19 protein-coding genes and 5 pseudogenes are annotated in these 23,649 nt (G+C 67.3%); 6 read left to right on the top strand and 18 right to left on the bottom strand.

Going from position 1 to position 23,649, the window contains the following annotated elements; translation table 11 throughout:
- Nucleotides 1-4 precede the first annotated feature (4 nt).
- The 4 genes and pseudogenes from N8I84_RS42270 to N8I84_RS42255 form a co-directional block, all read right to left on the bottom strand.
- Nucleotides 5-1,984, bottom strand: coding sequence for a PE-PGRS family protein (locus N8I84_RS42270; RefSeq protein WP_263235370.1), 1,980 nt, complete (start codon nt 1,982-1,984; stop codon nt 5-7).
- A 71-nt stretch (nt 1,985-2,055) separates the two neighbouring features.
- Nucleotides 2,056-2,898 (bottom strand): IS3 family transposase, encoded by an 843-nt coding sequence (locus N8I84_RS42265; protein WP_263235489.1) that lies wholly within the window; start codon nt 2,896-2,898, stop codon nt 2,056-2,058.
- Between the two features lie 119 nt (nt 2,899-3,017).
- Nucleotides 3,018-4,079: an IS110 family RNA-guided transposase gene (locus N8I84_RS42260; protein WP_263235369.1), complete on the bottom strand. Its 1,062-nt coding sequence runs from the start codon at nt 4,077-4,079 to the stop codon at nt 3,018-3,020.
- Between the two features lie 242 nt (nt 4,080-4,321).
- A pseudogene (locus tag N8I84_RS42255) lies at nt 4,322-4,609 on the bottom strand (transposase); the annotation flags it as partial.
- Between the two features lie 172 nt (nt 4,610-4,781).
- Between N8I84_RS42255 and N8I84_RS42250 the strand changes: the two are divergent.
- Complete coding sequence (locus N8I84_RS42250; protein WP_263235365.1) at nt 4,782-5,354, top strand: GNAT family N-acetyltransferase; 573 nt, start codon at nt 4,782-4,784, stop codon at nt 5,352-5,354.
- Nucleotides 5,355-5,475: 121 nt separating this feature from the next.
- Complete coding sequence (locus N8I84_RS42245; RefSeq protein WP_263235362.1) at nt 5,476-6,015, top strand: hypothetical protein; 540 nt, start codon at nt 5,476-5,478, stop codon at nt 6,013-6,015.
- Nucleotides 6,016-6,026: 11 nt separating this feature from the next.
- Here N8I84_RS42245 and N8I84_RS42240 read toward each other — a convergent pair whose 3' ends face one another.
- The 3 genes from N8I84_RS42240 to N8I84_RS42230 form a co-directional block, all read right to left on the bottom strand.
- Complete coding sequence (locus N8I84_RS42240) at nt 6,027-6,644, bottom strand: hypothetical protein (RefSeq protein WP_263235359.1); 618 nt, start codon at nt 6,642-6,644, stop codon at nt 6,027-6,029.
- A complete protein-coding gene (locus tag N8I84_RS42235) occupies nt 6,571-7,284 on the bottom strand; it encodes an ATP-dependent DNA ligase (RefSeq protein WP_449334056.1) in 714 nt (237 codons plus the stop codon). Before N8I84_RS42235 ends, N8I84_RS42240 begins: the two co-directional genes overlap by 74 nt.
- A gap of 62 nt (nt 7,285-7,346) precedes the next feature.
- Entirely contained in the window at nt 7,347-8,282 is a 936-nt protein-coding gene (locus N8I84_RS42230; protein ID WP_263235354.1) for an ADP-ribosylglycohydrolase family protein, read from the bottom strand.
- A gap of 472 nt (nt 8,283-8,754) precedes the next feature.
- Here N8I84_RS42230 and N8I84_RS42225 point away from each other — a divergent pair, with 472 nt between their 5' ends.
- Nucleotides 8,755-8,997: a DUF3761 domain-containing protein gene (locus N8I84_RS42225; protein WP_263235487.1), complete on the top strand. Its 243-nt coding sequence runs from the start codon at nt 8,755-8,757 to the stop codon at nt 8,995-8,997.
- Nucleotides 8,998-9,409: 412 nt separating this feature from the next.
- Here the strand turns inward: N8I84_RS42225 and N8I84_RS42220 are convergent, their stop codons facing one another.
- Nucleotides 9,410-10,831 carry a hypothetical protein gene (locus tag N8I84_RS42220; protein WP_263235352.1) on the bottom strand — a complete coding sequence of 474 codons (1,422 nt, stop codon included), beginning with the start codon at nt 10,829-10,831 and terminating at the stop codon, nt 9,410-9,412.
- Nucleotides 10,832-11,768: 937 nt separating this feature from the next.
- Nucleotides 11,769-12,302 carry an SMI1/KNR4 family protein gene (locus N8I84_RS42210; protein ID WP_263235348.1) on the bottom strand — a complete coding sequence of 178 codons (534 nt, stop codon included), beginning with the start codon at nt 12,300-12,302 and terminating at the stop codon, nt 11,769-11,771.
- Nucleotides 12,303-12,598: 296 nt separating this feature from the next.
- Between N8I84_RS42210 and N8I84_RS42205 the strand changes: the two genes are divergently transcribed.
- Both N8I84_RS42205 and N8I84_RS42200 read left to right on the top strand, forming a co-directional pair.
- Nucleotides 12,599-13,153 (top strand): hypothetical protein, encoded by a 555-nt coding sequence (locus N8I84_RS42205; protein WP_263235346.1) that lies wholly within the window; start codon nt 12,599-12,601, stop codon nt 13,151-13,153.
- Nucleotides 13,154-13,271: 118 nt separating this feature from the next.
- Nucleotides 13,272-14,900: an ISAzo13 family transposase gene (locus N8I84_RS42200; RefSeq protein WP_263235344.1), complete on the top strand. Its 1,629-nt coding sequence runs from the start codon at nt 13,272-13,274 to the stop codon at nt 14,898-14,900.
- A 151-nt stretch (nt 14,901-15,051) separates the two neighbouring features.
- Here N8I84_RS42200 and N8I84_RS42195 read toward each other — a convergent pair whose 3' ends face one another.
- From N8I84_RS42195 to N8I84_RS42185, 3 genes are all read right to left on the bottom strand, one after another.
- Nucleotides 15,052-15,342, bottom strand: coding sequence for a hypothetical protein (locus N8I84_RS42195; RefSeq protein WP_263235341.1), 291 nt, complete (start codon nt 15,340-15,342; stop codon nt 15,052-15,054).
- 146 nt (nt 15,343-15,488) lie between these two features.
- Entirely contained in the window at nt 15,489-16,640 is a 1,152-nt protein-coding gene (locus tag N8I84_RS42190) for a ParB/RepB/Spo0J family partition protein (RefSeq protein WP_263235339.1), read from the bottom strand.
- Nucleotides 16,637-17,902 carry a ParA family protein gene (locus tag N8I84_RS42185; RefSeq protein ID WP_263235338.1) on the bottom strand — a complete coding sequence of 422 codons (1,266 nt, stop codon included), beginning with the start codon at nt 17,900-17,902 and terminating at the stop codon, nt 16,637-16,639. Before N8I84_RS42185 ends, N8I84_RS42190 begins: the two co-directional genes overlap by 4 nt.
- Nucleotides 17,903-18,213: 311 nt before the next feature.
- Here N8I84_RS42185 and N8I84_RS42180 point away from each other — a divergent pair.
- Nucleotides 18,214-18,483: pseudogene (locus tag N8I84_RS42180) on the top strand (IS630 family transposase); the annotation flags it as partial.
- A 19-nt stretch (nt 18,484-18,502) separates the two neighbouring features.
- Here N8I84_RS42180 and N8I84_RS42175 read toward each other — a convergent pair.
- The 6 genes and pseudogenes from N8I84_RS42175 to N8I84_RS42150 all read right to left on the bottom strand — a co-directional run bounded on the left by N8I84_RS42175 (nt 18,503) and on the right by N8I84_RS42150 (nt 23,615).
- Entirely contained in the window at nt 18,503-19,147 is a 645-nt protein-coding gene (locus N8I84_RS42175; RefSeq protein WP_263235336.1) for a dihydrofolate reductase family protein, read from the bottom strand.
- Nucleotides 19,148-19,507: 360 nt separating this feature from the next.
- Nucleotides 19,508-20,785 carry an IS701 family transposase gene (locus N8I84_RS42170; RefSeq protein ID WP_263235333.1) on the bottom strand — a complete coding sequence of 426 codons (1,278 nt, stop codon included), beginning with the start codon at nt 20,783-20,785 and terminating at the stop codon, nt 19,508-19,510.
- 107 nt (nt 20,786-20,892) lie between these two features.
- Nucleotides 20,893-21,057 (bottom strand): annotated as a pseudogene (locus N8I84_RS42165) (GNAT family N-acetyltransferase); the annotation flags it as partial.
- A gap of 745 nt (nt 21,058-21,802) precedes the next feature.
- Nucleotides 21,803-22,570 carry an orotidine-5'-phosphate decarboxylase gene (pyrF, locus tag N8I84_RS42160; RefSeq protein WP_263235331.1) on the bottom strand — a complete coding sequence of 256 codons (768 nt, stop codon included), beginning with the start codon at nt 22,568-22,570 and terminating at the stop codon, nt 21,803-21,805.
- A gap of 354 nt (nt 22,571-22,924) precedes the next feature.
- Nucleotides 22,925-23,105 (bottom strand): annotated as a pseudogene (locus N8I84_RS43465) (IS701 family transposase); the annotation flags it as partial.
- Between the two features lie 94 nt (nt 23,106-23,199).
- Nucleotides 23,200-23,615, bottom strand: a pseudogene (locus tag N8I84_RS42150) (DUF5958 family protein).
- Nucleotides 23,616-23,649: the final 34 nt, after the last annotated feature.

The following is a 23,649-nucleotide window of genomic DNA, read 5'->3' as shown; positions in this document are numbered from 1 at the left end:
GGGCTCACTGCTCCGGTGTGGCGCTGGTCGGAGGCTGGATCCGCCGGAACATGTGTTCCATGACCGAGGTGGGCAGCGCCGGGTGCTGGGCCGCGGTTTGTGCGGTGTCGGTGTCCCGCAACAGTCGGACCAACGCCCCTGCGGGCAGTCTGGGATGCCGAGCGGCGGCGCTGCGCACGCGCTCGTGCGGGTCGTCGAGCAGCCGTACTGCCGATTCGGGCGTCAGCCGTGGGTCGGATGCAGCCCGGTGCCGTACTTCCTCATCGCTGTCCCAGCTGAACCTCTCCACCAGTTCTGCCGTCGACTCTGGGTCGTCCAAGGCCAGTTGGCGCATTCTCGCGTTCGGATCGTCGGCGTAGCGGAGCAGGTTGCGACGGGGAAAGTTGGGGTGGCCGTGGGGGCGGTCGGGGTTACTGAGGCTGCCGGTCCACCACTGCCACACCCGCAGCAGCATGTCGGCGGGCGCGTCGTCGCAGGATTCCGCGAGAAAGAGCTGGACGACCCGGTCGTCGTCGCGTGCGAGGAGTGCAACGACGTCGGGCGGGAGATGCCGCGCTCGAGCGACGCTTCTGCGTACGAGGGGGTGGGAGGAGGCGGCCAAGCGGCGCATGGCGCTGGGATCCTCATGCAGCGCCATGACCCAGTTGAGCGGGTTGTAGTGGCCGCGCGGGTCGAAGTCGATGTGGATGCCAGCCCGCTGTTCCTCGGTGAGGTCGGAGCGTGTGGCCACCGAGGAACGGACGTTCACGTCGGGGTCCTGGGCGAGGACGTTGACCAGGTCCGGGTCCAGGTATGGGTTGCCCGCGAGGGAACGGCGCTCGGCTGGCTCGCCGTGGTGGACCAGGTATTCGGCGAGGCCGCGTTCCAGGCGGCAGGTATCTACCGCGCGGTCTTTGAGTCCCGCGGTGTCAAAGACCGATCGGGTCATCGGCTCCTCTTGGTGGTACTGGAGCAGCGCCTCAACGCGGACCTTGCCGGACGGGTCATTGAGAAGCTCGCGCTGAGCCGAGGTTTCCAAATGACGCCAAGCCCTTCGGCAGGCCGAGGCCCGTACGGACGGATCGACGTCGGCAGCCAGGGCGGTCAGTATCCGTATGGGCAGTCCGGGAAGGCGTGCCGTCTCTTCACGGACCCGGGCGGAAGGATCGGCGGCGAGCTGCTCGTACGCGGTGTCGGTGAGCTCGGCGCGCTGGTCCGCCGCGAGCATAGTGAGGATCCAGCGGTGCCGGGATTCCTGTTCACCCAGGATCAGGCGTGCCCACTGCTCAGCTGCGAGGTCCGGCTGGGCTTCGGCCAGCAACTGCCGAACCTTCCACTCCGGGTGGACGATGGCCGCCTCGATGACCGCCGCTGGCAGGCGGCGCCACAGAAGGAAATGCGACAAGCCCAGAAGGCCGGCGCGCAGGGCATCGGGGGTGGCCGGGTTGAGAGCCAGCCCGTGCGCCCACATCTCACGCAACCTCTTAGAAGGCCCTGGCCCCTGAAGCAGCGATGCCCAAGCGGCTGCCCGCTCCTGCCGGGTTTCCTGGGCCGCCACCTGCGCGGCCGCCTTCTGCCGCTCTCGGATGTGGTCCACGGCGATCAGCCAGATCTCGTCTTCTTCGGTGGTCGCCCCCAGCAATGTGTTCCCGTCCATCGAGACGGTGACAAACTCCGGCTGCCCGGGCCGCTCGCCCAGCACTCCGGCGAGGTCCCACCGGCCGGTGAGTCGCACCCGCGTCCAACGCCGTGGCGCGCAGCCTGTCCAGTCGCCGGCAACGTCGATGAGGAACACGCCGTCCTCACCGAGGATCCCGCTCTCGGTTGCGAGTCGGTGCCACTGGCCATTGAGCTCGGCGACCAGGTCAGGTTGGTCTCCCCGCACGCTCACGGTCGGTGTGGTTTCGCCCGCGACGATCAGGCGCCACGCGGCTCGGGGCGGCAGTACCTCCTCAGTCCTCCAGTCTCCCGCTATTTCCAGCCCAGCCCGCTGGAGCAGCTCCATGAGCTTGTCTCTCCCACCCGTCATGAGAGCTCATCCTGCCCGAGTGAACCGCTCCGGGATCGGTGGAGGCTCTATGCGTTGACTCCAGCCACCGGTTGGGGCTGGTGTTGAGCGTAGTAGTTGGTCTCGTGCTCGTGGGGCGGGATGTCTCCGATCGCGGTGTGGAGGCGTTGGTTGTTAGACCAGTCGACCCATTCCGCGGTGGCGAGTTCGATGTCGGAGAGGCCGTGCCAGGGCTTGCGGGGTTTGATCAGCTCCGTCTTGTAGAGGCCGATCTGGGATTCCATGAGCGCGTTGTCCAGGGCGTCGCCGACGGTGCCGATCGAGGCGTCGATGCCGGCATCGAGGAGGTGGGCGGTGAACGCGAAAGATGTGTATTGGCTGCCCGCATCCGAATGGTGAACCAGGCCCGGTCCAGCAGGAGTTCCGGCACGGTCTCGGCGCCACAGCGCCATGTCGAGGGCGTCGAGGACGAGCTTAGCCCGTTTGCTGGTGGCGGCGGACCAGCCCACGATCGCGCGGGAGAACACGTCCACGACGAACGCGACGTAGACGATTCCGGACCACGTGGCAACGTAGGTGAAGTCGGCCACCCACCGCTCGTTCGGACGGGACGCAGTGAAGTCGCGTTGCAGCAGGTCACCAGCCCGTTCCTGGCCGTCGTCCCGGATGGTGGTGCGGATCTTCTTCCCGCGGCGGGCGCCCTCCAGGCCGAGATCGCGCATCAATCGGGCGACGGTGCAGCGGGCCGCCGTTATGCCTTCGCGGTGCAGTTGCCGCCAGACTTTCCGTACCCCGTAGACGCTGAAGTTGTCCGTGTTGACGCGGCTGATCTGCGTTTTCAGCTCGGCGTCCCGGACCGACCGGGCGCTGGGGGTGCGGTTCTTTGCCGCGTAGTAGGTGCTCGTTGCGATCTACAGTCCGTGGCTGGTCAGGACTCGGCAGATCGGCTCGACTCCGAACACCTGGCGGTGTGCGTCGATGAACGCTACGAGCGTTTCGACGGCCGGTCGAGCTCGGCGATGCTCCTATGTCAAGCCGCGGCAGAAACCGGCAGGTCGGCATGCGTCACGGTGGGCTGGCTGACGGCCTCGTCGGCGAGCAGGGCCCGAAAGACGCGGTCGGAGACGCGACGACGCAGCAGGCGGACGGCCTCCTTGGGGGTCTTGCCGCGAGCCAGCTGCTTGGCGAAGTAGTCGGCGCCTTCACCACCGCGCCGGACCTGGGTCACCGCGATCATGTGCAGTGCATGGTTGATCGAACGGTTCCCGCCCCGGTTGAGGCGGACGCGGACCTTGTTCGACGACCACACGGGAATGGGAGCCGTGCCGGTGAAGTGCGCGAACGCATCCTTCGACTTGAACCGGGCGGCACCGGCCGTCTCACCGATGACGACGGCCGCGCTGATCACCCCGCACCCGGGGATATTCAGCAGCGAGGGCGCCAGCGTCTCCACCAGCCTGCGCAGGCGTGCCTCCAGACCGTTGATCTGCTCGGTCAGCCTGCGGCACTCACTCACAAGGTCACGGGCGATCTCCACGACGACTCCCGCGCGACCGTCGAGCTCCGCAGCCAGCATGTCGAACACGCACAGGCGGCGTAATCCCCGGGAAGGAACCGGGAGCTCCGGCTCGATCTCGTGCAGGAACCAGCGCAGCTTGTTCGCCGCAGCGGTCCGGCTCCGCACCAGGCGCCGGCGATGGTCGACCAGCAGCTTGACGTCCCGCGCTGGTCCGGCGAGGCTGGCGCGCGGCAGCTCGGGTTCTCGCAGGGCCACCCGTGCGACCGCCTCGGCGTCGATCGGGTCGGACTTGCCCCGCTCCCGGGCCGAGCGTCGAGCCCCGGCCATGAGCCGCGTATGCACCCGCACCACCGCATGGCCGGCAAGCAGGAGATCCGCCTCGAACCGCCGGGTCAGATGGCGGCAGTCCTCGATAGCCAGGAGGACCTGCCCGAACCGGGCAATCCACTTGAGCGCCTGGACATGACCGGACGGAGTGGCCTTGACGGTGATCTCGTCCGCCCTGCGTCCCAGCTGGTCGACCGCGACCAGCGTATGCGTCTTCTTGTGACCGTCGATGCCGACAACGTGCAAGGGAACCTCCGCAGTCCGGTGGAGAGTTGATCGACGCCTCCACCGCGGGGGCACGCCTCAATCGGGCTCGCGCGGCACGCTCCTATCAGGCCACTCCGGGGCAGAGGCCCGGGCCGGCGGGGCGGCACATCGCCGACAAGCCACCATCGCTGGGGCAGCAAAGAAACGAGCCAGCCCCGCCGGTGCCTGTCACTGTGTCACCACCCGTAGGCCCGTGTCCCAGAGACTGTCATTGACGCGAAGAAAGCCGACGCCGCTTTCAAGATCTCGTTGGCCCGCCGCAGTTCGGCGTTCTCGGCCCGCAGCCGCCTGATCTCCGCGGCCTCCTCGGACGTCGTGCCGGGCCGATGGCCGGCGTCGACTTCGGCCCTGCGGACCCAGGTCCGCACCGTCTCAGCCGCACCGATGCCCAGCTTGGCTGCGACTGCCTTCATCGCGGCCCACTCGGTCGGGTAGTTGGGACGGATCTCCGCGACCATGCGCACCGCACGCTCACGAAGCTCGGACGGATAGGGAGACGGACGTGCCATGACTCGATCCTCTCAAGGAATCGAGCCTCCATCACACCCGGAGCGCTTCACGCCCGCGCAAAACGCTGGACTGGGAAACTCCAGCCGAGCGTCTGGCTAGGCTTCTCGCGGCGTGATGCGAGCGGGGAAACCTGCTCGCCCGAGCCACTGCCGTCGAGCTTGGATACAGGCCATGGACCTCGATCTGAGCCTCGGAGATGGCCTGCACGCGCACATCCTGTCCGTGGACGACGCAGCGCTGCTGGTCGAAGCCACCCATCGGGAGACGGCACCGTCCTTGTGGGCAGCCCGACCCGTGGGACCCTACGCGTTTCAGGACGCGCAGGCCGCCTTGTCGCTGTGGGACCCAGCCGCACAAGGACAGTTCTCTATAGGGATTCTGCGCGAAGGACGTCTGCTCGGCGCTGTCGGACTGATGCCGGACGGCCCCAGAAGCATGGAGATGGCGTATTGGATCCGCCCGGAGGAACGACGCCGTGGCATCGCCTCACAGGCGGTGCACGCGGTCACCTTCTGGGCACACAACGCCCTCGACGCCGCCAGGATCTGGCTGGAGATCAATCCCCGCAACGAGCCCTCGCTACACCTTGCTCAGCGCGTCGGCTACCACTTCGAACAACGCCTTCCCCGGCACTGTCGAGAGTGGTCAGCCGAGAACACGGAACACGATTCCTGGCACGACTGCCTCATCTGGATCCACCTCAGCGAGCGAGCGCCCGCCCTCCCCGACCACGACCACTCGTAGACGCGGTCCGGACTACAGGGCACCGTCACCTCATGCGGCACTGGCTAGGAGCTTCGCAACCCCAGAGTGTTGCAACGACCGCTAGAACCCAAGCGCCCAGCCAGCCGGTAGCGTCTGCCAGGTGACCGACGACGCCGTCATCTGGAACCGGCTCGCTGCCTTGCTACCGGAGGCCGAAGCCCAGGAAGTCAAAGACTGCTGGGACATCGGAGAACAGGAGGCGGGGCTTGGCCTGCTCGTCTCCGGCATCCTCGGCTACCAGGTGCCGGTCAGTGAGACGGTCAGGGCCCAGATCTCCGTACTCGCGGAGACCTGGGGCGAGCGGGAGGTCCTCACACCCCAGATCCTTCAGTGCCGTGATGAAGGCACACCGGGCCCCATGAAGTTGATCGAAGGCGACGGAAGTACCGTCCCCGAGGCGATAGGTGCGGCCGAACAGGACCTGGCCGGTCTCGTCCTCGTCCCCTGGATCAGCTGCACGAACTGCGGCCAGATCCTCATGCGCGCCCATGCCCGAGAAAGCTGGGGCGATCTTTCCTACCTGGCTCGGCACTACGTCATCACGACGCCGAACCGGGCCACCGTCCTGCGACTGTTCCCTGCCGACTCCGCCGGCGCGGCCTTCGTCGTCCTCCAGCGCGCGTGTTCAGACGCACTATAAGAAACGGTGTCTTACTCGCTCAGTCCCACCACGCCCCAGCCCCGTCGGGTGGCTTCGGTGAGGACACGACCCCAGTCCTCCAACAGGTCGGTGAAGGAGTCGAAGGTGCCGACCCATCCCCCGTGGCTGGCGGCATGCTCGGCGAAAGGCCTGCGCATCTCGTCCAGACGCGGCCGTATGCGACCCCAGGCGGCGGCCAGTTGACGCACGCTTTCCGGTGACCGTGCGAGCAGCACGCCGTAGAAGATGCTGGGGTTGTCGGTGAAGAAGCCCGGATCCGTGTGCTCCGCCTCGTTGTCCGGCCCGTTCCAGATCAGCCCCATGAGCAAGGTGTCCAACTCGGCCCGCAACGGCGGGTCGACGTGGTCGCGGAAGGCTTCCCACCGCTCCCCGGCCCAGAAGTGCGCCTTGAAGGAACCGCAAGTGCGCAGGAACTCGTACACGCCGAAGAAGGCACCGTTCCGTCCCCGCGGCCAAACCCAGTCGCCCTCCACCGTTGGAGCGCCGTAGTCCCACAGCCCCGTCTCGTCGGCGTACCAGGCATCCCGCAGCCGCTCAAGCCGCTTTCGCGATGGCGCCTTTTCCAGCCATGACCAGTCCGCGATCAGCACCGTGATGTCCAGCCCCACAAAGGCCAGCGTACTGAAACGGACTGCGCAGTCGGGTCACCGTCACCACGGCGTGCCGGGTCGTCCCGGCCAGGACCTCAACCACAAGCCCGGGAGCAGTCTTTGCGTAGGCCTCCCCCGCTCTGGTCCGTGCGGTTCGGGACGGCCCACTGGCCGCAAAGTGCACCGCGATCTGGGCGGCGAGCGGCGCCTTCAGGGACTGGCTGAGCGCGATACGCCCGGCAGGGAGGCGGACCGCGAGCGCCCGCGGCCGCGCCGCCGGCCCGGCGTAGCCGACGACGTCGGCCTCCACGGTTTCGGCATGCCGGATCTTCTTCCAGATCCTGCCGGACTTGTAGTCGGAGGTGGCCGGTTTGGCGACGATGCCCTCGATGCCCTGCTCCGGGAGTTGCTGGTGCCAGGTCATGGCCACCGTGGGGTCGTCGGTCAGCGGGACCAGTTGGAGCGGCGGCTGGACGTCGTACTCCTGCACCAGGTCGACGAGCAGAGCAAGCGGATCGTCGTACGGACGTGCTCGTACATCGCCGTGCTCGGGGCGGAGCAGGACGTCCCAGGCCACGAAGTAGGCGGGCAGGTCCTCGGCAAGACGGCGCGCCCGGGCTGGGGGGGGAGAGGGCGCGCGACTTCGCCGCCGCGAAATCGATCTTCCCTTGGGCGTAGATCACGGCCTCGCCGTTTATGCGGGCTACCACACCTGTCTCATCAACGGCGCTCTGCGAGGCGGTGTGCCAGGTGGAGCAGATCTGACAGATGCAGCACCCGTCCGTCGAATCCTGGGAGGGGGACGTGGAGGGGCTGGGTCCAGTGGGCGGGGATTGCGTCCAGCCCGTAGTGCGCCCCCGCGAGGGCTCCGGTGACCGCGGCGACGGTGTCCGTGTCGCCGCCGAGGTCGATCGCCGCGCGTATCGCGTGTTCGAAGCTGGTGGTGGTGCGCAGGGCCCAGACGGCGGAGCCCAGGCAGGGCCAGACGGCACCGTTGAACTCGGTTGCCTGATCGGGGTGCCAGTCGGGCGCGAGGACGGTGGCGTAGCGGCCGCGGTGGTCGGCGTGGACAAGAGCGAGGATGTCCGGGAGCGCGGTGAGGGGGTCGGTCTCCTCGAGCGTGACGCGGATGAGTTCGTGGAAGATCGCGGTGCCTTCCCAGGCCGCGCGGTCACCGTGGGTGAGGGCGGCGATGCGGCGGGCCGCGTCCATGGTGGCTTCTTGGCCGGCGGATGCGAAGTAGACCGCAGAGGTCGATGCCCGCATCAAGGAGCCGTTTCCTGCTGCTCGTTGGTTGACCTGGAAATGGATCGCGGCGGCGAGGTCCCAGGGCATGCCGTTGGTCAGGACGTCTTCGGTCTGCAAGCCGATGTCCTTTGGTTCTGATGCCGCCCACCTCTGGAAGCGAGCGAAGATGTCCGGCAGATCCAGTCCGCCCCGCTCCAGCAGCGACTCCGCGACCAGGACGGCCATCTGCGTGTCGTCAGTGGCCTCGCCGGGGTCCCAGCCACCGCCTCCGCACATCTCGCCACCGGCACCAGGCACGGGAAACCACGCGGAGAACGCTCCCTGGGGACCAAACTCGAAGGGGCCGCCCAGAGCGTCACCCACCGCTGAGCCGACGACCGCGCCAGCGGCCCGCTGAATCCGCTCCATCCGCGCAGGTTATGTGCCGCGGCGACGGCCGCGCGGCCCTATTTCCTTCTTCGGCTCCCCGAACCATCGGCGACGAACGTGTCTCGTCTACCAAGGCGCGCTGCCTCTACGTCCCGCCAGGCGGGAGCAGCGCCGGAACTTTTTTCTCAGGTGCCCGCCAGGCGGGAAGTGGCTCCAACGGGAGAGCCAGTGTCAACGCTCTCTGGTCTCACCCTCACCCCGCCACTGCCCCCCACCACCCCTGCGAGCATTTCCGGCCGTCCCTTCGCGAAACTAACGCTGGCCGGGACTGTGCCCCTCGTCTTGTTGGCCGGCGGCGGCCCAGTACTCAGGCCGACGGTCGTGGACCGCACCGGGTCGATGGCCGACTGTCCGAAGTGGGGGGCATGTCGTTCAAACCGCTATAACTCCCGCTGCACTGTTCCACTTCAAAGGGGGGATTCCTTTGCGCGTACGTCTTGCTGCCTCGGCGGTGGCTGTCGCTCTCGCCGGTGTCTTCTTCAGCGCACCAGCGGCGTCAGCAGCGACCTTGCCGTCCACCAACACCGCTCACCACTGCATCCACCACGCCACCGGGCTGTGTGGCTGGACGCACCAGCAAAGGCCCAAGGACAAGTACGAGACCGCGAAGTGCAACGACGCTTCCCTGTCCTACTCGCGGCACTCCGAGGGAACCTGCTCCCACCACCACGGCGTCCGCGATTGGTTTAAGTAGTCCGCCACACGCCGCAGGTGCTCTCCCCCGGCTACCGGGGAGACGACCTGCAGGTTTTCTGGACAGCTGGCGTCATCCGGCACCGGCCGTGAGGTCAGTGGCGATGCCAGCCCCGGAGGTCGTGGCTCGAGGAGGCGGCGTTCGACGACGCGGCCGCGGTCGTTCCGTAGGGACGCGGTGTCAGCGCTGTGTTTCCGTAGGCAGCACCGCCTCAGCCATGCCGTCACCTGTCGGGCAGCCCAACGTAAAGAGGGCCCGTCACCACGGGGGGAGTGACGGACCCGGCGGGAGCAACTGTGCCATGCCCCGAGCAGTTCGCGCGGCATCTTCATGAAGTGGCCTCGGGCAGCACCGGCTATCCAGCATTGCTGCCTATCGGGGCTTGCTGATCCCTGTGAGCCTTCAGGCGTACTCAGGTGTCCGCCCCGGCCTCCCACTTGCGCCGGCGCAGCATGTGGTCGCTGAAGAGGCGTCGGCTCCGGTCGAGCAGTTCCCCCACCTCCGTGTCGCCGCGCCGCATGTCCGCTGACGGATGCCAGCGTTGCACGCACTGCCCGGCCCAGGTGCGCAACTTGACATCCGGGTCTTCCAACAGACCGACTGCGGCCCGTAGCGCGACGATGCCGCCACGCGCGTCGAGCAGCCGGAATGCGGCGACGCGGACGTGCCGCGGCTGATCGGAGCCAGTGCGCTCCAGCAGCCAGTCGGTGGGCAGTTCCGATGCCGAGGGCAGCAGGGCGACGGCCGTCTCGCGCACGACACCAGCGGCAGGGTCGTCGAGGAGCGGCCGCAACTGCTTGGCATCCACGCAGTCCAGTGCCCGCAGTCCTGCCACCGCCCGCGCCCGCACCCCGGCTGCCGGGTGTGCAAGCAGCGGCCGCAGCAGTCCGGCGTCTGCGCGGTTGCCGCACTCGGCCAGTCCGATGACCGCACCGGCCGTCAACTCGAGGGCGTCCGGTGCCGTGCAGCGGTCCCGGTACCAGGCCGCCGGATCGCCTCCGTGCTGTCGTACGACGTACCGGGCGCAAGCACGCACGAGCGCGGACCGGTCACTGAGAAACGACTCCGCCTGCTGTGACCACCCTGCCCGCCGCAGTCCGGTGACGCCGGCCGAACGGGTCCGCGGGTTGCGCGCGGACAGCAGTGGAGGCAGCACATCCTCGTACGCCTCCTCATCCCCCAGAGCCTTGAGCGCCGCTGTGGCGCAGAGGTCCTGGACCACGGTGTCCTCGTCCCGGGCAGCCGCGCGTGCCAGCTCACCGCCACGCAGCAGCCCGCCCTCGACGGCCAGCCGGTACGCGAACCGCCGGACGGTGCGGTCGGGGTCAGCGAAGAGAGCATCGAGCTGCCTGGGGGATGCCCGGCGCAGGACCTGACCGAGCACCTCGACGCCGAAGGCACCTCTGTCGCGGCGGCCGACGCGGAGGATGAGCGGCGCGAGGCCGAGGGCCAAGTCCACATCCAGGGCCTCGTGCAGCAGCTGCCGGGCGCGCTCGCGCACCGGGCCGGCCCAATCGGCGCAGCGGATGACGACCAACGGCAGCAGACCGGGGTATCGGGCAGACTGGCGCACCGCCTGTTGACGGATCCGCCCGTCGCGGTGGCAGAGGGCGAGTGCGAGTCGAGACTCGCCGAGCTCAGTCAAGTCGGCGGGCAGCGGGGCAGAGCGCTCCCACTCCGGCAGGAACTGCGAGTGATACCAGGCCACCTCACGCACCCCTGCGTCCAGCGCAAGCCAGTCACTGGGGTCTGCGACATCAAGCGTGCTGCGCAGCGACGCACCTCCCGCGAGCAGCATCGCTGCCGCTGTCGCGTCCTCGATGTCCTCAAGCATTTGCGCCCCCTCCAGCAGCTGTACCGGGTGATCGTAGGGTGCGGAGTTCGCGCAGGGCGCGGAATATGGCCCCGTGATCGCCGAGGGCAGGACCGTAACGGTCACTGGTATAACTCCCGAGCTGGAAGCGACAGTCGATGACTGACGTGTAAGTGACGCCAAGGCCAGGGAGGCACCCGTGGACGAGGGCGTAGGCCCAACCTCGTTCAGGACTCCTGCGAACCCGCATCGTCATCCAGCCATGAGCGGCGCTATGGAAACGGTCTCGCCAGCCACCACAATGCCGGGTAGGTTCACCTCGTGTGTCACTACGCCGAGAAGCTCTACAAGCTGCATTACGTGTGCGCGCCCTGCCGCGTCACGTTCAAGCGGCACCCCGGGCCCGGCGGGCACCGATGCCCCCGATGCTCCCAGCCAATGGTCTGTGCTGGCCATGACTTCGCGGCACCGCGACGCCGAGCCACCAAGGCGTGGACCGTCGTAGCAGCAGTGCTGGACGCCGGGCTGCGTTACGAGGGCCGCGAACCCTGCGGCTGCGGCAAGGACCCCAAGTTCCGCCCCCGTAGCCGGGCCCGGGTGCGAGCACGTCGAATCACAGCGGCACGAACCGGGGCCTCTCTCGCCGACGTGCTGGGACGCGAGGATCCACACGCACCCGCGTGATCTGATCCGGTGGTGATGGCTTTCCGCCTCCCCGTCCCCGAGTGCTCACAGGAGTTGCAGGGTCGCTGCGGCCGGAACTCGAGATCGGTACCCGTGACCGTCGCCTTGCGGTCGAACGCACCAGCCCGGTGCGCGGCCTCTGGCTTCTTCCCGGCGGCGACGTGGTCGCTCTCGGTCTGGTCGGCGTACGGGGTGCTGGCCTTCGCCAAAAAGGTTCCACTATGTGACCGGCCCATTACCAAGCACGCCCACCTCATGCCCCTACGTGAACGGCTCAGACGGCTACCAGCTGCCGGAATGTGTGCTCGTCGAACGGGAAGCGCGAGGAGAGGACTGCGGATTGCACGTCTCCCGTGAGGGCGGCGACGAGGAACTCCGTGCAGTTCATCGAGTAGTGCTCCCAGCGGTCGCCGCCGGCCTCGTTGACCATGACCGTCCACTGGTCGGGATCTTGGCCTGCCCGGATGAGCCAGTAGAGGCACTCACCGTTGTCGGTGGTGGCCCAGGGGGTGACCCGGCTTTCGGTATCCGCGAGTTCGTCCGGCTTTTTCTCGAACTCCCAGAGTCCTTGAAGCGCTTCGGTCTGCTGGTCTTCCCACTCGATGAGGTCGTAGTTGTCGTTCGGGCAGCCCGGCTCGAGGAGGTAGAGGTAGTCGTCCCAGTTGCTGCCTCCGTAGGTGTGGATCAGTTCCTTGTAGTCGCTGGGGAGGACCACGCCGAGTTGTCCCTCCGCCGTGTCCCAGTCCGTGTTCCTCGGTTCGGGCGGCGGGGGGATCAGCTGTGTGAGGCGGGCGAGCGCGGCGTTCATGGAAGATCCCTCCATGGTTCTGCGTGTCCTGATGTGTCAGTGCCGTCCGCGCGCCGGTCTATGCGGAGGTCTCAGCAGACCCGGTTCGCCGTAGGCATCGCAGCCCTCTACTCGAACATTCCCAGATGCTTTCGCTCCATCGGGACGCGCACGACTACGGATTAGGACGGCTCCGAGGCCGTGATCACACCCACCATCCTGTGATCACCACATCGGACAAGGTGCGTTGACGAGACCATCGCCGCAGCTACGCTTCCAACGGCGCAGCCGATGATGAGCATGGCAAGGGGGAGACCGTGAGCCGACCACTACTGTTCCTCGACGTGGATGGGCCCCTCAACCCTTACGCGGGCAAGCCGGAGAAGCGCCCCGCCGGCTACACCACCCTCAGAGTGCCCCAAGACGGCGGGACCCCAGAGGAACATCGAGCACTCTCATTCCGTCGGCGGCCCCTGCGGGTCTGGCTCAACCCAGAGCACGGACGAGACCTGCTCCGGCTCGACTACGAGCTGTGCTGGGCCACCACATGGATGGCGGATGCCAATCGATGGATTGCCCCGGTGCTCGGCCTCCCCGAACTCCCCTTCGTCGACTTCGGTGACGTCTTGCTACAAGACCGCCCCGACGGAGTTCACTGGAAGACTGCTCCCCTGGTCGACTACGCCAACGGCCGCCCCTTCGCGTGGGTGGACGACGAACAGAGCGACCTGGACCAGGCGTACGTGACCACCCACCACCGCGCACGTGGCCTTCTGCACCACGTCAACCCGCGGATCGGCCTGCGCGAGGATGACTTCCGGACTCTCGCCGACTTCGCCCGTTCTTTGAGTACTTCACAAGCCACCGGCTGACCCTGTCCTCAGCCCATCGGGAAGCTCTGCCACGGACTCCGTGATCATTGCGAGACAGCCCTTAGGGCTTGCAGATCATCAACGTGTTGCTTCCCGTTCTGGAGCTCGTTGGTGTGGTATGCGCATCCCGGACGAGGCTCGTGCCCAACTCGCAGTGAAGTTTGATGTGTTGTTCCCGCATCTCGACGAGCGGCAGCGGCGCTTGCTGATGGGAGCTGAGGCCCGGCTGCTGGGACACGGCGGCATCCGGGCCGTCGCACGGGCGGCCGACGTGAGCGAGACGACGGTCCGCAAGGGCGTGTTTGAGCTGGAGGCCGGCGAGGCCCCGCTGGGACGGGTGCGGCGGCCAGGCGGAGGCCGCAAGCGGGTCGCGGACCTCGATCCAGGGCTGCGCCCCGCACTGCTGGCGCTGGTCGAACCGGATGAGCGGGGCGATCCGATGTCGCCGCTGCGGTGGACGGTGAAGTCGACCCGCACCCTGGCGCTGGAGCTGACCCGGACCGGACACAAGGTCAGCGCCGATACCGTCGCCGCTCTGCTGCGGGAGGAAGGCTTCAGCCTGCAGGCCAACGCCAAAACCCTGGAGGGCAGCCAGCACGGGGACCGCGATGCCCAGTTCCGCTATCTCAACGAGCAGGCCCGCGAGCACCGGGACGCCGGCCAGCCGGTGATCAGCGTGGACACCAAAAAGAAAGAGCTCGTCGGAGAGTTCAAGAACAGCGGCCGGCAGTGGCGGCCTGCCGGTGAGCCAGCACCGGTGCACATCCACGACTTCGCTGATCCCGAGTTGGGCAAGGCCATCCCCTACGGGATCTACGACCTGGCGGCGAACACCGGCTGGGTCAACGTCGGCACCGACCACGACACCGCCGCATTCGCGGTGGAATCGATCCGCCGCTGGTGGCACGGTCAGGGCCAGAACGCCTACCCGCAGACGACACGACTGCTGATCAGCGCGGACGCAGGCGGCTCCAACGGCTACCGCACCCGGGCCTGGAAGCTGGAACTCGCCCGGCTCGCTGCCGAGACGGGCCTAACCATCACGGTGTGCCATCTGCCGCCCGGCACATCGAAGTGGAACAAGATCGAGCACCGGCTCTTTTCCCACATCACCATGAACTGGCGCGGCCGACCGCTGACCAGCCACGAAGTCATCGTCGAGACCATCGCCGCGACCACCACCCGCACCGGACTGCGCGTCACCGCCCAGCTGGACACCAACACCTATCCGACCGGAGTCGCCATCGACGACGTGGAGATGGCGGCCCTGCCACTGACCCGCCACGCCTTCCACGGCGACTGGAACTACGCCCTGCACCCCCAGCCAACCGCGGCCATCCCCACACCCCGAGCCCCTCAGACACCCGCACCGTCATGGGACCCGGCCCTGCTGTCCGATCCCGCACTGACCGGGCTGTCCCTACATCAGCTGGACGATCTGACCCAGACCCTGGCCACGGACGGCGATACGCGACGTGGTCGCCCGCCTCGGCTCGCCTTCCCCGACCAGGTCCTGGCCACCGTGCTGCACCTGCGCGTCAACCTGGCCGCGGAACCCCTCGCCGTACTGTTCAACAGCAGCCGGACCGCCATGCACCGCACCCTGCTGAAGACCAGGAGACTGCTCGACGCGCATGGCATCAGCGTCCCACCGGCCACCACCCCACCGGCCGCCCTCGCTGTCCTCCGAGCCCAGGTCGTCTCCCTAAAAGACGCCCCCACCAGCAAGATCAAGACGACATGTTGATGATCTGCAAGCCCTTAGTCTTCGGCGGCACCATCACTCTGGCCACCATCCGATTATGGCTCCGAGACTGGCACATCGGGCCGCCGACGGGGATCAGTCGCCGGCGGACCACAGGTAGTGATGCGGGCTCTCAAGGGCCAACAGGGAGCGGCTACATGCTGCCTGGGGTATCGGCTCGGCCGACAGCTGTCCACCAGGCGATCACGCGGGCTGCCATTGCTTCCGGCTGCGAAGCCAGTGGGTCAAGGCCGAAGTGATCCCCGAGTTCGTGCCGCAGGAAGTCACCGATCTCCGTCTGGTCAGCGCCACCACGGAGCCGCTGGAGCAAAGGGGCGAGCATGCAGTCGTACTCGTCCTGCACAACGTCGGCTACACCGATCGGGTCCCACTCATTGAGCAGGTGCCGCAGGTCGTTCTCAGTGGCGGGGGTCCCGGGTTGCATCGCTCAAGAGTGCCACCCGGGAACCCCCGCCATCACTCCCCCGCCTTGATCCGAAACGAAACCGCCTAGCCCAGACCTCCCTGCATGGCTCGACCCCACCCCCGGGCAGGTAGGCCGCGGATGGGGTCGCGCTGGTGAGAAAGGCGTCAACTTGCCCTACTGGCGGCCTGATCAGAAACCTGGCGGATGACTTCCTCGAGGGCCGCAGGGTCACGCTCCAGGGCCAGCTTGGCGAGCAACTCAAGCAGTTCGAAGAAGGCTGCATCCTCCATCTTCCGCGCGAGATGCATCGCAATAAATGTCGGATTGTCGTACGGCAGCTTCGGCGCCTGCCTCTGCTCTTCGTTCGGCTCGCCTTCGTCTGCTCCGTCGTCGCTGTCTCGCGGTTCCGGCACCGTTTGGGCAGCCGTGCCGTGGCCGTCCGGCTCACCTGCTGGAGCGCCGGTGACGGCCAGACCCTTAGCTGAAGCGCCTGCGATTACGGCGTAATCACTGCTGTTGCTGTCGGTGTCCTGGGAGGGCGGAGCCGTGGTCGTGAGGGGAGCGGCCTTCTGGGTCGGTTGTTGAACCTTGTCTGCCTGCTTCTCCGCTTCTTTGCGGGCTCGCTCTGTCTTCAGCTCTTCCAGGGCGGCTTCTTGCTCTTCATGTGGCCTGTTGCCGACCGCGCGCAGGAGGTCGATGGGCTCCTCACCGATGCGGGCCTGGAGTTCGGGTGTGAGGTTGAGCAGGGCGAGTCGTTGCGACACCCAGCCTTGGGAGCGGTGGAGCCGCTTGGCCAGCGCCCTTTGGCTGCCGTAGATGGCCAGGAGGCGTTGGAGCGCTCGGGCTTCGTCTAGCTCTTCGAGGTCCTGGCGGTGGATGTTGGCTACAAGAGCGGATTCGAGTAGTTCCTCGGAGGTGGATCCCTGGTCGTCGCTGACCATCACCTTGACGGTGATGAGTCCTGCTTCGCGTGCCGCGGCGAGTCGGCTGCTGCCGTCGATAACGACGTGGGTGGTGTCCGGCTCGAGGTCGACTTCGCGTTCGGGGTTGGCCTTGATGTAGGCGTCGCGGTTCATGACCGTGATCGCCTGCTTTTGGCCGTGGGTCTTGAGGCTGCCCGCGAGGTCGGTCAGGTCGCCGAGGCTGGAGCGGGGGTTGTCCGGGTTGAGGCTGATGCGGTCGGTCGGTAGCTCTGTCGGTGGGGCGACGCCTTCGGTGGGGACGCCGGTGGCGGCGGCGACGGCCTGGCGGCGGGCGCTGACGGTGCGCACTCCCCCGCCGAAGCGGCCGGCGCCTAGCTGGTCGGCCTTGCTCACAGCACCTCCCGGGCGAGTGCGCGCATGCCGATCGCCTGCTGTGATTTGGGCGCGTAGGACAGCAGGGGCTTCTTCACGCGGACGGCTTCCTTCTGTTCCTTGAGGTCTCCGATGAGCCCGACGACCCGTGGGTCCTTTATGTCGACCCATCCCTGGAGGGAGGAGGTTGCGATGTAGCCGCGGCGGGAGTCGTAGAGGTTGACGACGATGCCGAGGTAGTCGATGTCGACCTGGAGGTCGCCGCGCAGGTCGTCGATCTGCGTGGTGAGCAGTTCGTAGGCGTCTGCGGAGCTGTCTTCGGCCTGGACGACGATCAGGGCGCCGGACTGTCCGGGCTTTTCACCGTCGCGGCGTCGGCCGTAGTAGGCGGCGGCGTCCATGCTGAGTCCGAGGCTGGGCGGGCAGTCGACGATGATTACGTCGTAATCAGCTTCGAGTGGCGCGAGTGCTCTCTCAAGTGCGGCTTCTCGGGCTCGTACTGCGGAGAGGCGTACGTCGAGCAGGAAGGCGTCGTTGCAGGCGGGCAGGAGGTGGAGGCGGCCTTCGAAGGTGTCGTCGTCGATGGAGACGATGAGGTCGCGGAGGTCGCCTTTGGGGTCGCCCGCCATGTGGTTGGTGAGGCTGTCGCCGTTCATCGGCAGGGGAGTGGCGCCGAGTTGGTTGGTGAGGTGGCACTGCGGGTCGAAGTCGACGAGCAGCACGTGCAGACCTGGGCCGGGCAGGTTCTCGATATCGAGTGGGTTGTCTTCCGGCTCTGCTTCGTCGGCGTGGGTCTCGCTGTCCCGTAGCGCCTTGGCGAGGGCTTTGGCAACGCGTACGGGGTGCAGGTTGTTGGAGTCTTCGGCGAGTGCTTCGCCGAGGCCGGCGGTGATGGCGGTTTTGCCGACGCCGCCCTTCTGGTTGCAGACGATGATGCGTCGGGTGATCTCGGGGTGTTGAACGTCTGGGGCAGGGTTGGCGTCGAGCCACAGCTGGATGGACTGGGCAAGGCCCTGGATGAGGGAGACGCGTCGGTCGGCGGTGATCTGCCGGAACTCCTCCCACTGGCCGGGCGGCAGGAAGGTGGAGAAGGAGTCGGCGCCGGCGGTGTCGATGGTTGCTGTGGCGGAGGCCAGGCTGCACCAGTCTCTGATGCCCTGTTCGACGGCGGCCTGGATTTCGATGCCGTGCTGGGCGGCTCTGATTTTGAGGTTCTGCCGGAGCCATCCCGGCAGCTTGGAGACGACCTTCTCGCGGTCGCTGGAGGTGGCTGGCGAACTCATGAAGGACACCATACTAACGTTCATGATCCTTGGTGGCATCGACACGTTAGTTAGGGATACTTCTTGGTGCGGTGGCCCCCTACTTCGCACGCGAAGAGGCGATTACGGCGTAATCACCTCGCAGGCATGGCAGCCGCAGGTGTCGTCTCCCTGTCGATCGCGAGGAGCCAGACCTGGCGACCTGTGTGCCCGTCATCGGTTGGACAAGCCGGACTTCCGTCTCATCTACTCCTGGGCACTCTGTGATCCACGCGCACGTGCGCCGCCGGGGCATCCGGGCCCGTCATCCCTCAGCCGGCGACCAGATCTGAAACAAGGCCGAGCTGTGCTTCACCCCGCCCTACGCCTCCTGGGCCAATCCGATCGAGGCCCACTTCGGCCCGCTGCGTCAGCTCACCCTGGCCAACTCCCACCAACGCAGTCACCCCGCGCAGACCCGGGCCCTGCACGGCTACCTGCGCTGGCGCAACGCCAACGCCCGCCACCCCGACATACTCGCCGTCCAGCGCAAGGAACGCGCCCATATCCGAAGTGAAAAGGGCATCCGCTGGGGCGGGCGGCCCCTCGCAGTCGCAGCCTGAACTCAAGGGGGTCCTCGCATCACTTTCGCCAGAACAGGTGGTGCGTCACGCCGCTCGCGCTGGGCACGACCTCCAGGTGGAACCGGTCGAGCAGCTCCTCAGGGGACTTCCAAAGGCGTAGTCCGGACCCGAGCTTTACCGGCGAGACCGCCACATGCATGGTGTCGACGAGGTCGGCATCAAGGAACTGCCGGATAGTGGTGACACCGCCGCCGAGTCGGACGTCCTTGCCCTGCGCCGCTTCCCGCGCCCGTTCGAGGACCGTGGCCGGGTCGTCGCCGACGAAGTGGAACGTGGTGTCGGAGAGCGTGAACGACGGACGCTCGTGATGAGTCATGACGAACACCGGCGTGCGGAACGGGGGCTCCTGGCCCCACCAGCCGCGCCACTCATGGTCCTGCCAGGGCCCGCGCTGGGGCCCGAATTTGTTGCGGCCCATGATCTCGGCACCGATGTTGCGTGCGAAATCTCGCGTGAAGTAGTCGTCCAGGCCCCGGCTCCCCCCGGGAGCCGTGCGCATGGGCCAACTCGCCGTGGCTCCGGCCCAGGCGAACAGCCTCTCGGGATGGTCGAGGCCGAACGGCCTCTCGAGACTCTGCTGCTCACCGGCACCGACCCCGTCACTCGAGACGTTGAAGTTCATCACTCTCAGCAGTTGATCCACTTGTTTCCTCGTCAGGTCCTACCGCGTCATCGTGTGGCGAGGCGCCGCACACCATGACGTCGAACAGGACTTGGCCGGATCGACAGCGACCCACAACTTTTTCCAGTACGCAGGAGGAAGCAGCCCCGTTGGCGGTGTGGCCGTGGCGGACGTGGACGGCACGAGGCGGCGGGGTGGCCGCCGCAACCGCTCACCTGCGTCGCAACGGACGCCAGCGCACACCCAATCGCCACGACCGCCAACCCGGCGAAACCTTCCCAGTCAGAGCACTAGTAGGACTCCGTTAGGTCTGTTTGGATCTTGGTGTGTTTCTGCTGGGCAGGGGTTGGTGGCAGGTGGTGCAGATGCCGGTCCAGCAGTTCAGCAGGTCCTGGAGGGCGTCGAGGATCTGGTAGAGGGTGAGTCCGGTTTGCCGGCTTTTGGGGCCAGCCGCTGCTCGGTGAGGAAGGCGTGGGCGGCGGTGACCAGGGTGGCGTGATGGTGCCAGCCGTTCCAGGAGCGGCCTTCGAAGTGGTCCAGGCCAAGGCCGTGCTTGAGTTCGCGGTAGTCGTGCTCGATGCGCCAGCGGATCTTCGCCAGGCGGACCAGGTCGGCGATCGGGGTGTCGTCGGGCAGGTCGGACAGCCAGAACCGGGTTGGTTCGTCCTCGCCGTCGGGCCACTCGGCCAGCAGTCGCACTTGGGGCAGGACGCCGTCCCACCGGCCGTGCTCGGCCACCGCGGCTGCCTTGGCCAGCCGACGCGAGCGCACCCCGGCCGGCCGGACAAGCATCGCGAGGAAGCGCGAGGTCATGAGGCCGCGGGAGCCTTCCCGCCAGGTCACTTCGCTGAAGGCGTCCCGTCCGGCGGCCGCCGCCAGTTCCGCCACCGTCACTGATGGCTGTCGGTAGCGGGGAACCGGCCGGCGGCCGGTGCCGGACCAGTCGCGGGCGGCGGGAACTGCGTCGTGCGGCTGGACGGTGATATCGCCGCGGATGCCGACCACGTAACGGATCTCCCGCTCGGCCAGGCCGGCACGGAAGTCGGCGTTCTGGCCGTAGCCGGCATCCGCCACCACGACCGGCGGCACCAGTCCCCACCCGGCCAGTTCATCCAGGGCGTCCAGCGCCAGCCGCCACTTCTCCCGGTGCCCGACATCCTCAGGGATGCCGGTCCGCCGGCGCCGGACCGTGTCATCCGCCCACTCCCGGGGCAGGAACAGCCGCCAGTTCAGCGGGCAGGAGGCCGTGTCGGAGACCGCGTGCACGCTGACCGCGACCTGGCAGTTGGCCTGCTTGCCCAGCGCACCGCAGTACTGGGGAGCGACCGCCACCGACATCCTTCCGTCCTTGGGGAACGACACATCGTCGACCGCCCAGGCGTCCGGGCCGATCTGCGGCACCAGCCGCTGGGCGATCCGCCGCCGAACCGGCACCGGATCCCACGTGGACTGGTTCACGAACTGCTGCAGGTTCTGCTCGTTGCCGTCCGGCAGCCGCGAGGCCATGGCCTGGATGGACTTGCGGCGGCCGTCCATCATCAGTCCCCGCAGATAGCAGTCGCTCTTGGCCCGCTGGTCCTTGCGTGGCACCGAGGCGAACACGTCCGCCACGAATAACGCCAACCTCGCCCGACCACGATTGACTTCATGTGCATCCACACAGTCCTCATGCCCCTGAACACTGCGGGCAGACAGACCTAACGGAGTCCTACTAGCCGCATTGCACGTCGCGGGCATCTTCATTTGGTCTGCGCGGTTCAGAAGGCTCAAGCCGTCGGCGTGACGGAGGACCACACGCCGAACCACTGATCGGCGCCGTACTTCTCGAACCGCTCCACCTCCGTGACCCCCAGCTTCGCCGCGAGGCCCATCGAGCGCTCGTTGGCGGTCTGGGTACTGGTCCGCGTCGGCGCGGTCCCGGGCCGATAATCCGGGTTCTCGTGCGTGCGGTCAGCCTCTGCCCTACCGGTCGTTGGGGTGGGCGAGTCGATAGGAGTCGGTGCCGGTCTCGACGATTCAGGGCTTTTTGACATACCCAAGAGCAACGAGTCCGATGCTGACGACGAGTAGCGAGGGAGAGCGAAGGTCCCAGCTCGCCAGCATGAGCAGGGCTCCAAGTCCCCAGAGTCTGGGTTGCCGTACTCGTTGCTGAAGCCGACAGCCGGGCATACGGCCCAGAAGCAGGGCATGCGCCCCGATGACGGCCCAGATGATGGCCATGGCGACAAGCACCAGAGCAAGGATCCCGAACGTCAACATGCCCATCCCCCTGGTCGGCCTGCACCTCGGCCACGCGGCTATCCAACCCGACCGGCCTGGAGCCTTCAGGATCAGGGTGTGCTTGTGTACCTGTTCCCTGTTCTGCGCCAGGCTTTGGTGCCGCGAGGGCATGCTCTGGCACCGTGCGGATTCCGCAATTGACCTTACCGATAAGGACTTTTCGGTCATCGGTGACTGGTTGCGAGACCGGCGCGGCTCGGTGCGCTGACAGAGCGACTCGCTTGAGTGAGACAGGACATCCGGGACCGGCTTCGCGGGCACAGAGGGCTCCGTGGCGCCGAAGTGATTACGGCGTAATCATCCGGGCCCGACAGGCTGTCCGCCCTCAAGTGATTACGGCGTAATCACTTGGGTCTTGAGACATCTGGGGGAGGGCTGCCAGGACACTCTCGGTTGTCAACGAAGCCAGCCGACGGAGTGCTCCCGCCGGCAGCGGCCTGACCACCGAACCCGGCGGGTGTTTCCGGTCACAGCCCCAAGTCTGCGCGCACGAGCCGGACCGCGGCTACTGGGTTCTTCGGCTCGGGTGACTGTCCGGCCCACGACGATGTGTGACGCACCGGCGGCCATGGCAGCACGCGGTGTTCCGGGTCGGGCGTGTTCGGATGGGGATTCACCGGGCAGTGTCACTCCCGGCGTGACGATCAGGGGGCTGGACCCCAGTACCTCCCGCAGCTGTGCGGCTTCCTGCGGCGATGCGATCACGCCATGGCATCCAGCGCGGTTCGCCAGCCGGGCCAGGTACAGGACCTGCTCCTCGGTCGTGGCGTTGATCCCGAGGTCAGCGAGGTCGGAGCCGGTCATGCTGGTGACGACGGTCAGGGCCAGGACACGCAGGCGAGGAAAGTCACGGGCCGCGGCGACGGCGGCAGCCATAATGTCGGTGCCGCCCATGCCATGCACCGTCACCATCGACGCGCCCAGCGTCCCTGCTACACGGACGGCGCCGGCAACGGAGTTCGGTATCTCGAAGAGCTTCAGGTCCAGGAACACCTCATTGCCCTCGGCGACGAGGCGCTTGATGAGATCGGGCCCCGCCGCCGCGAGCAGCTCCAGCCCGACCTTGTAGAAACGGCACTCATCACCCAGACGGTCGACGACCTCCTCAGCCGCTCGACGGCTGTCGAAATCCAAAGCAACGATGATCCGGCTGGTTGATTCCACGGCGCCATTGTCATCCACCACGCCGGTCGGCCCACGGTCGGGTTGCCTCAGCCCGACCGACCAACCCGGTGAACCTTCCCGGTCACAGCACTAGGTGAGCCCCACGACGGCACAAACCCGGGCGCTGCAGGCGTCGGTGACGTGCTGGCGAACCACATCGACATTCGGCGCCGATATGCTGCCCTCGGCTTCCAGACACCCCAGCGGCCCTTCGAGGAATGGCTGCAAACCGACGACACTATGCCGCAGCGGTCGGGGACGCGCGATGCCACCGCTGTCATAGTCGTTCAACGACCGCGGTCACTTCCTGTGGATCTGCGTTGCGCGGTGCGGTCGGCGAGAAGTTCCTCCGCCGTCGGCGTCCCAGCGGGCGGTTCGCAGCAGCCGCTGCATCGGCCCGGGGCGGGCACGGCCGGCCTGCTCGGCCATGCCGCCAGCAGTTCTTCCGCTCGACGCCGGACAGTAACCCGAGCACGAACGCGCGGGCCGTGGCGCGCGGCTCAACCCGCCTGAACTGGCCCGCGATCCGGGCCATGGCCTGGTCGAACATCGCCCCGCCAACGGGCGGCGTCTATGCTGTGGCCCGCGGCCACCGCACGATCTTCAGGAGTCCACACAACCCCCGATGATCACGCAGTGGCCGTTTCGGTGCCCGCTCCGGTCCTTAGGTGGTGCCAGGCATGCCCGCACCCGTCAGCACAGAAGCGGAGCCGCCGCCGATCATCAGCGACGCCAAGAAGTGCGACCAGCAGCCGGAATGTCTTGACCCGCTCGTCCTGCTGAAGGTTGATGATCTTTGTCAGTTGCTCGGTGAGGCGTCCGCGCGTGACCAGCACGGCCGGGGTGTGGGTGGGCCGGATGCCAGCTCTGCGGATACTCTCCGGCCCGTCCTCGCTGGTTGCGCGGGCCTGGATACAGAACCTGCCAGATCGCGCAGGACTTCGAATTGCTCAGTGTCGGCAAGGCCCTCAAACCAGCCGACGCCTTGGGTGAGCGGACGGATGCCTTGCGCCAACTCGTTCAGGATGACCGTGCGTCGGTCCATCCCGCCCCACCTCCACAACAAGCCTGGCCGCCTA

The sequence above is a fragment of the Streptomyces cynarae genome (genome assembly GCF_025642135.1).
Lineage (GTDB): Bacteria > Actinomycetota > Actinomycetes > Streptomycetales > Streptomycetaceae > Streptomyces > Streptomyces cynarae.
Note: the sequence above shows the minus strand (reverse complement) of the source record. Positions and strands in the feature narration are given on the sequence as shown.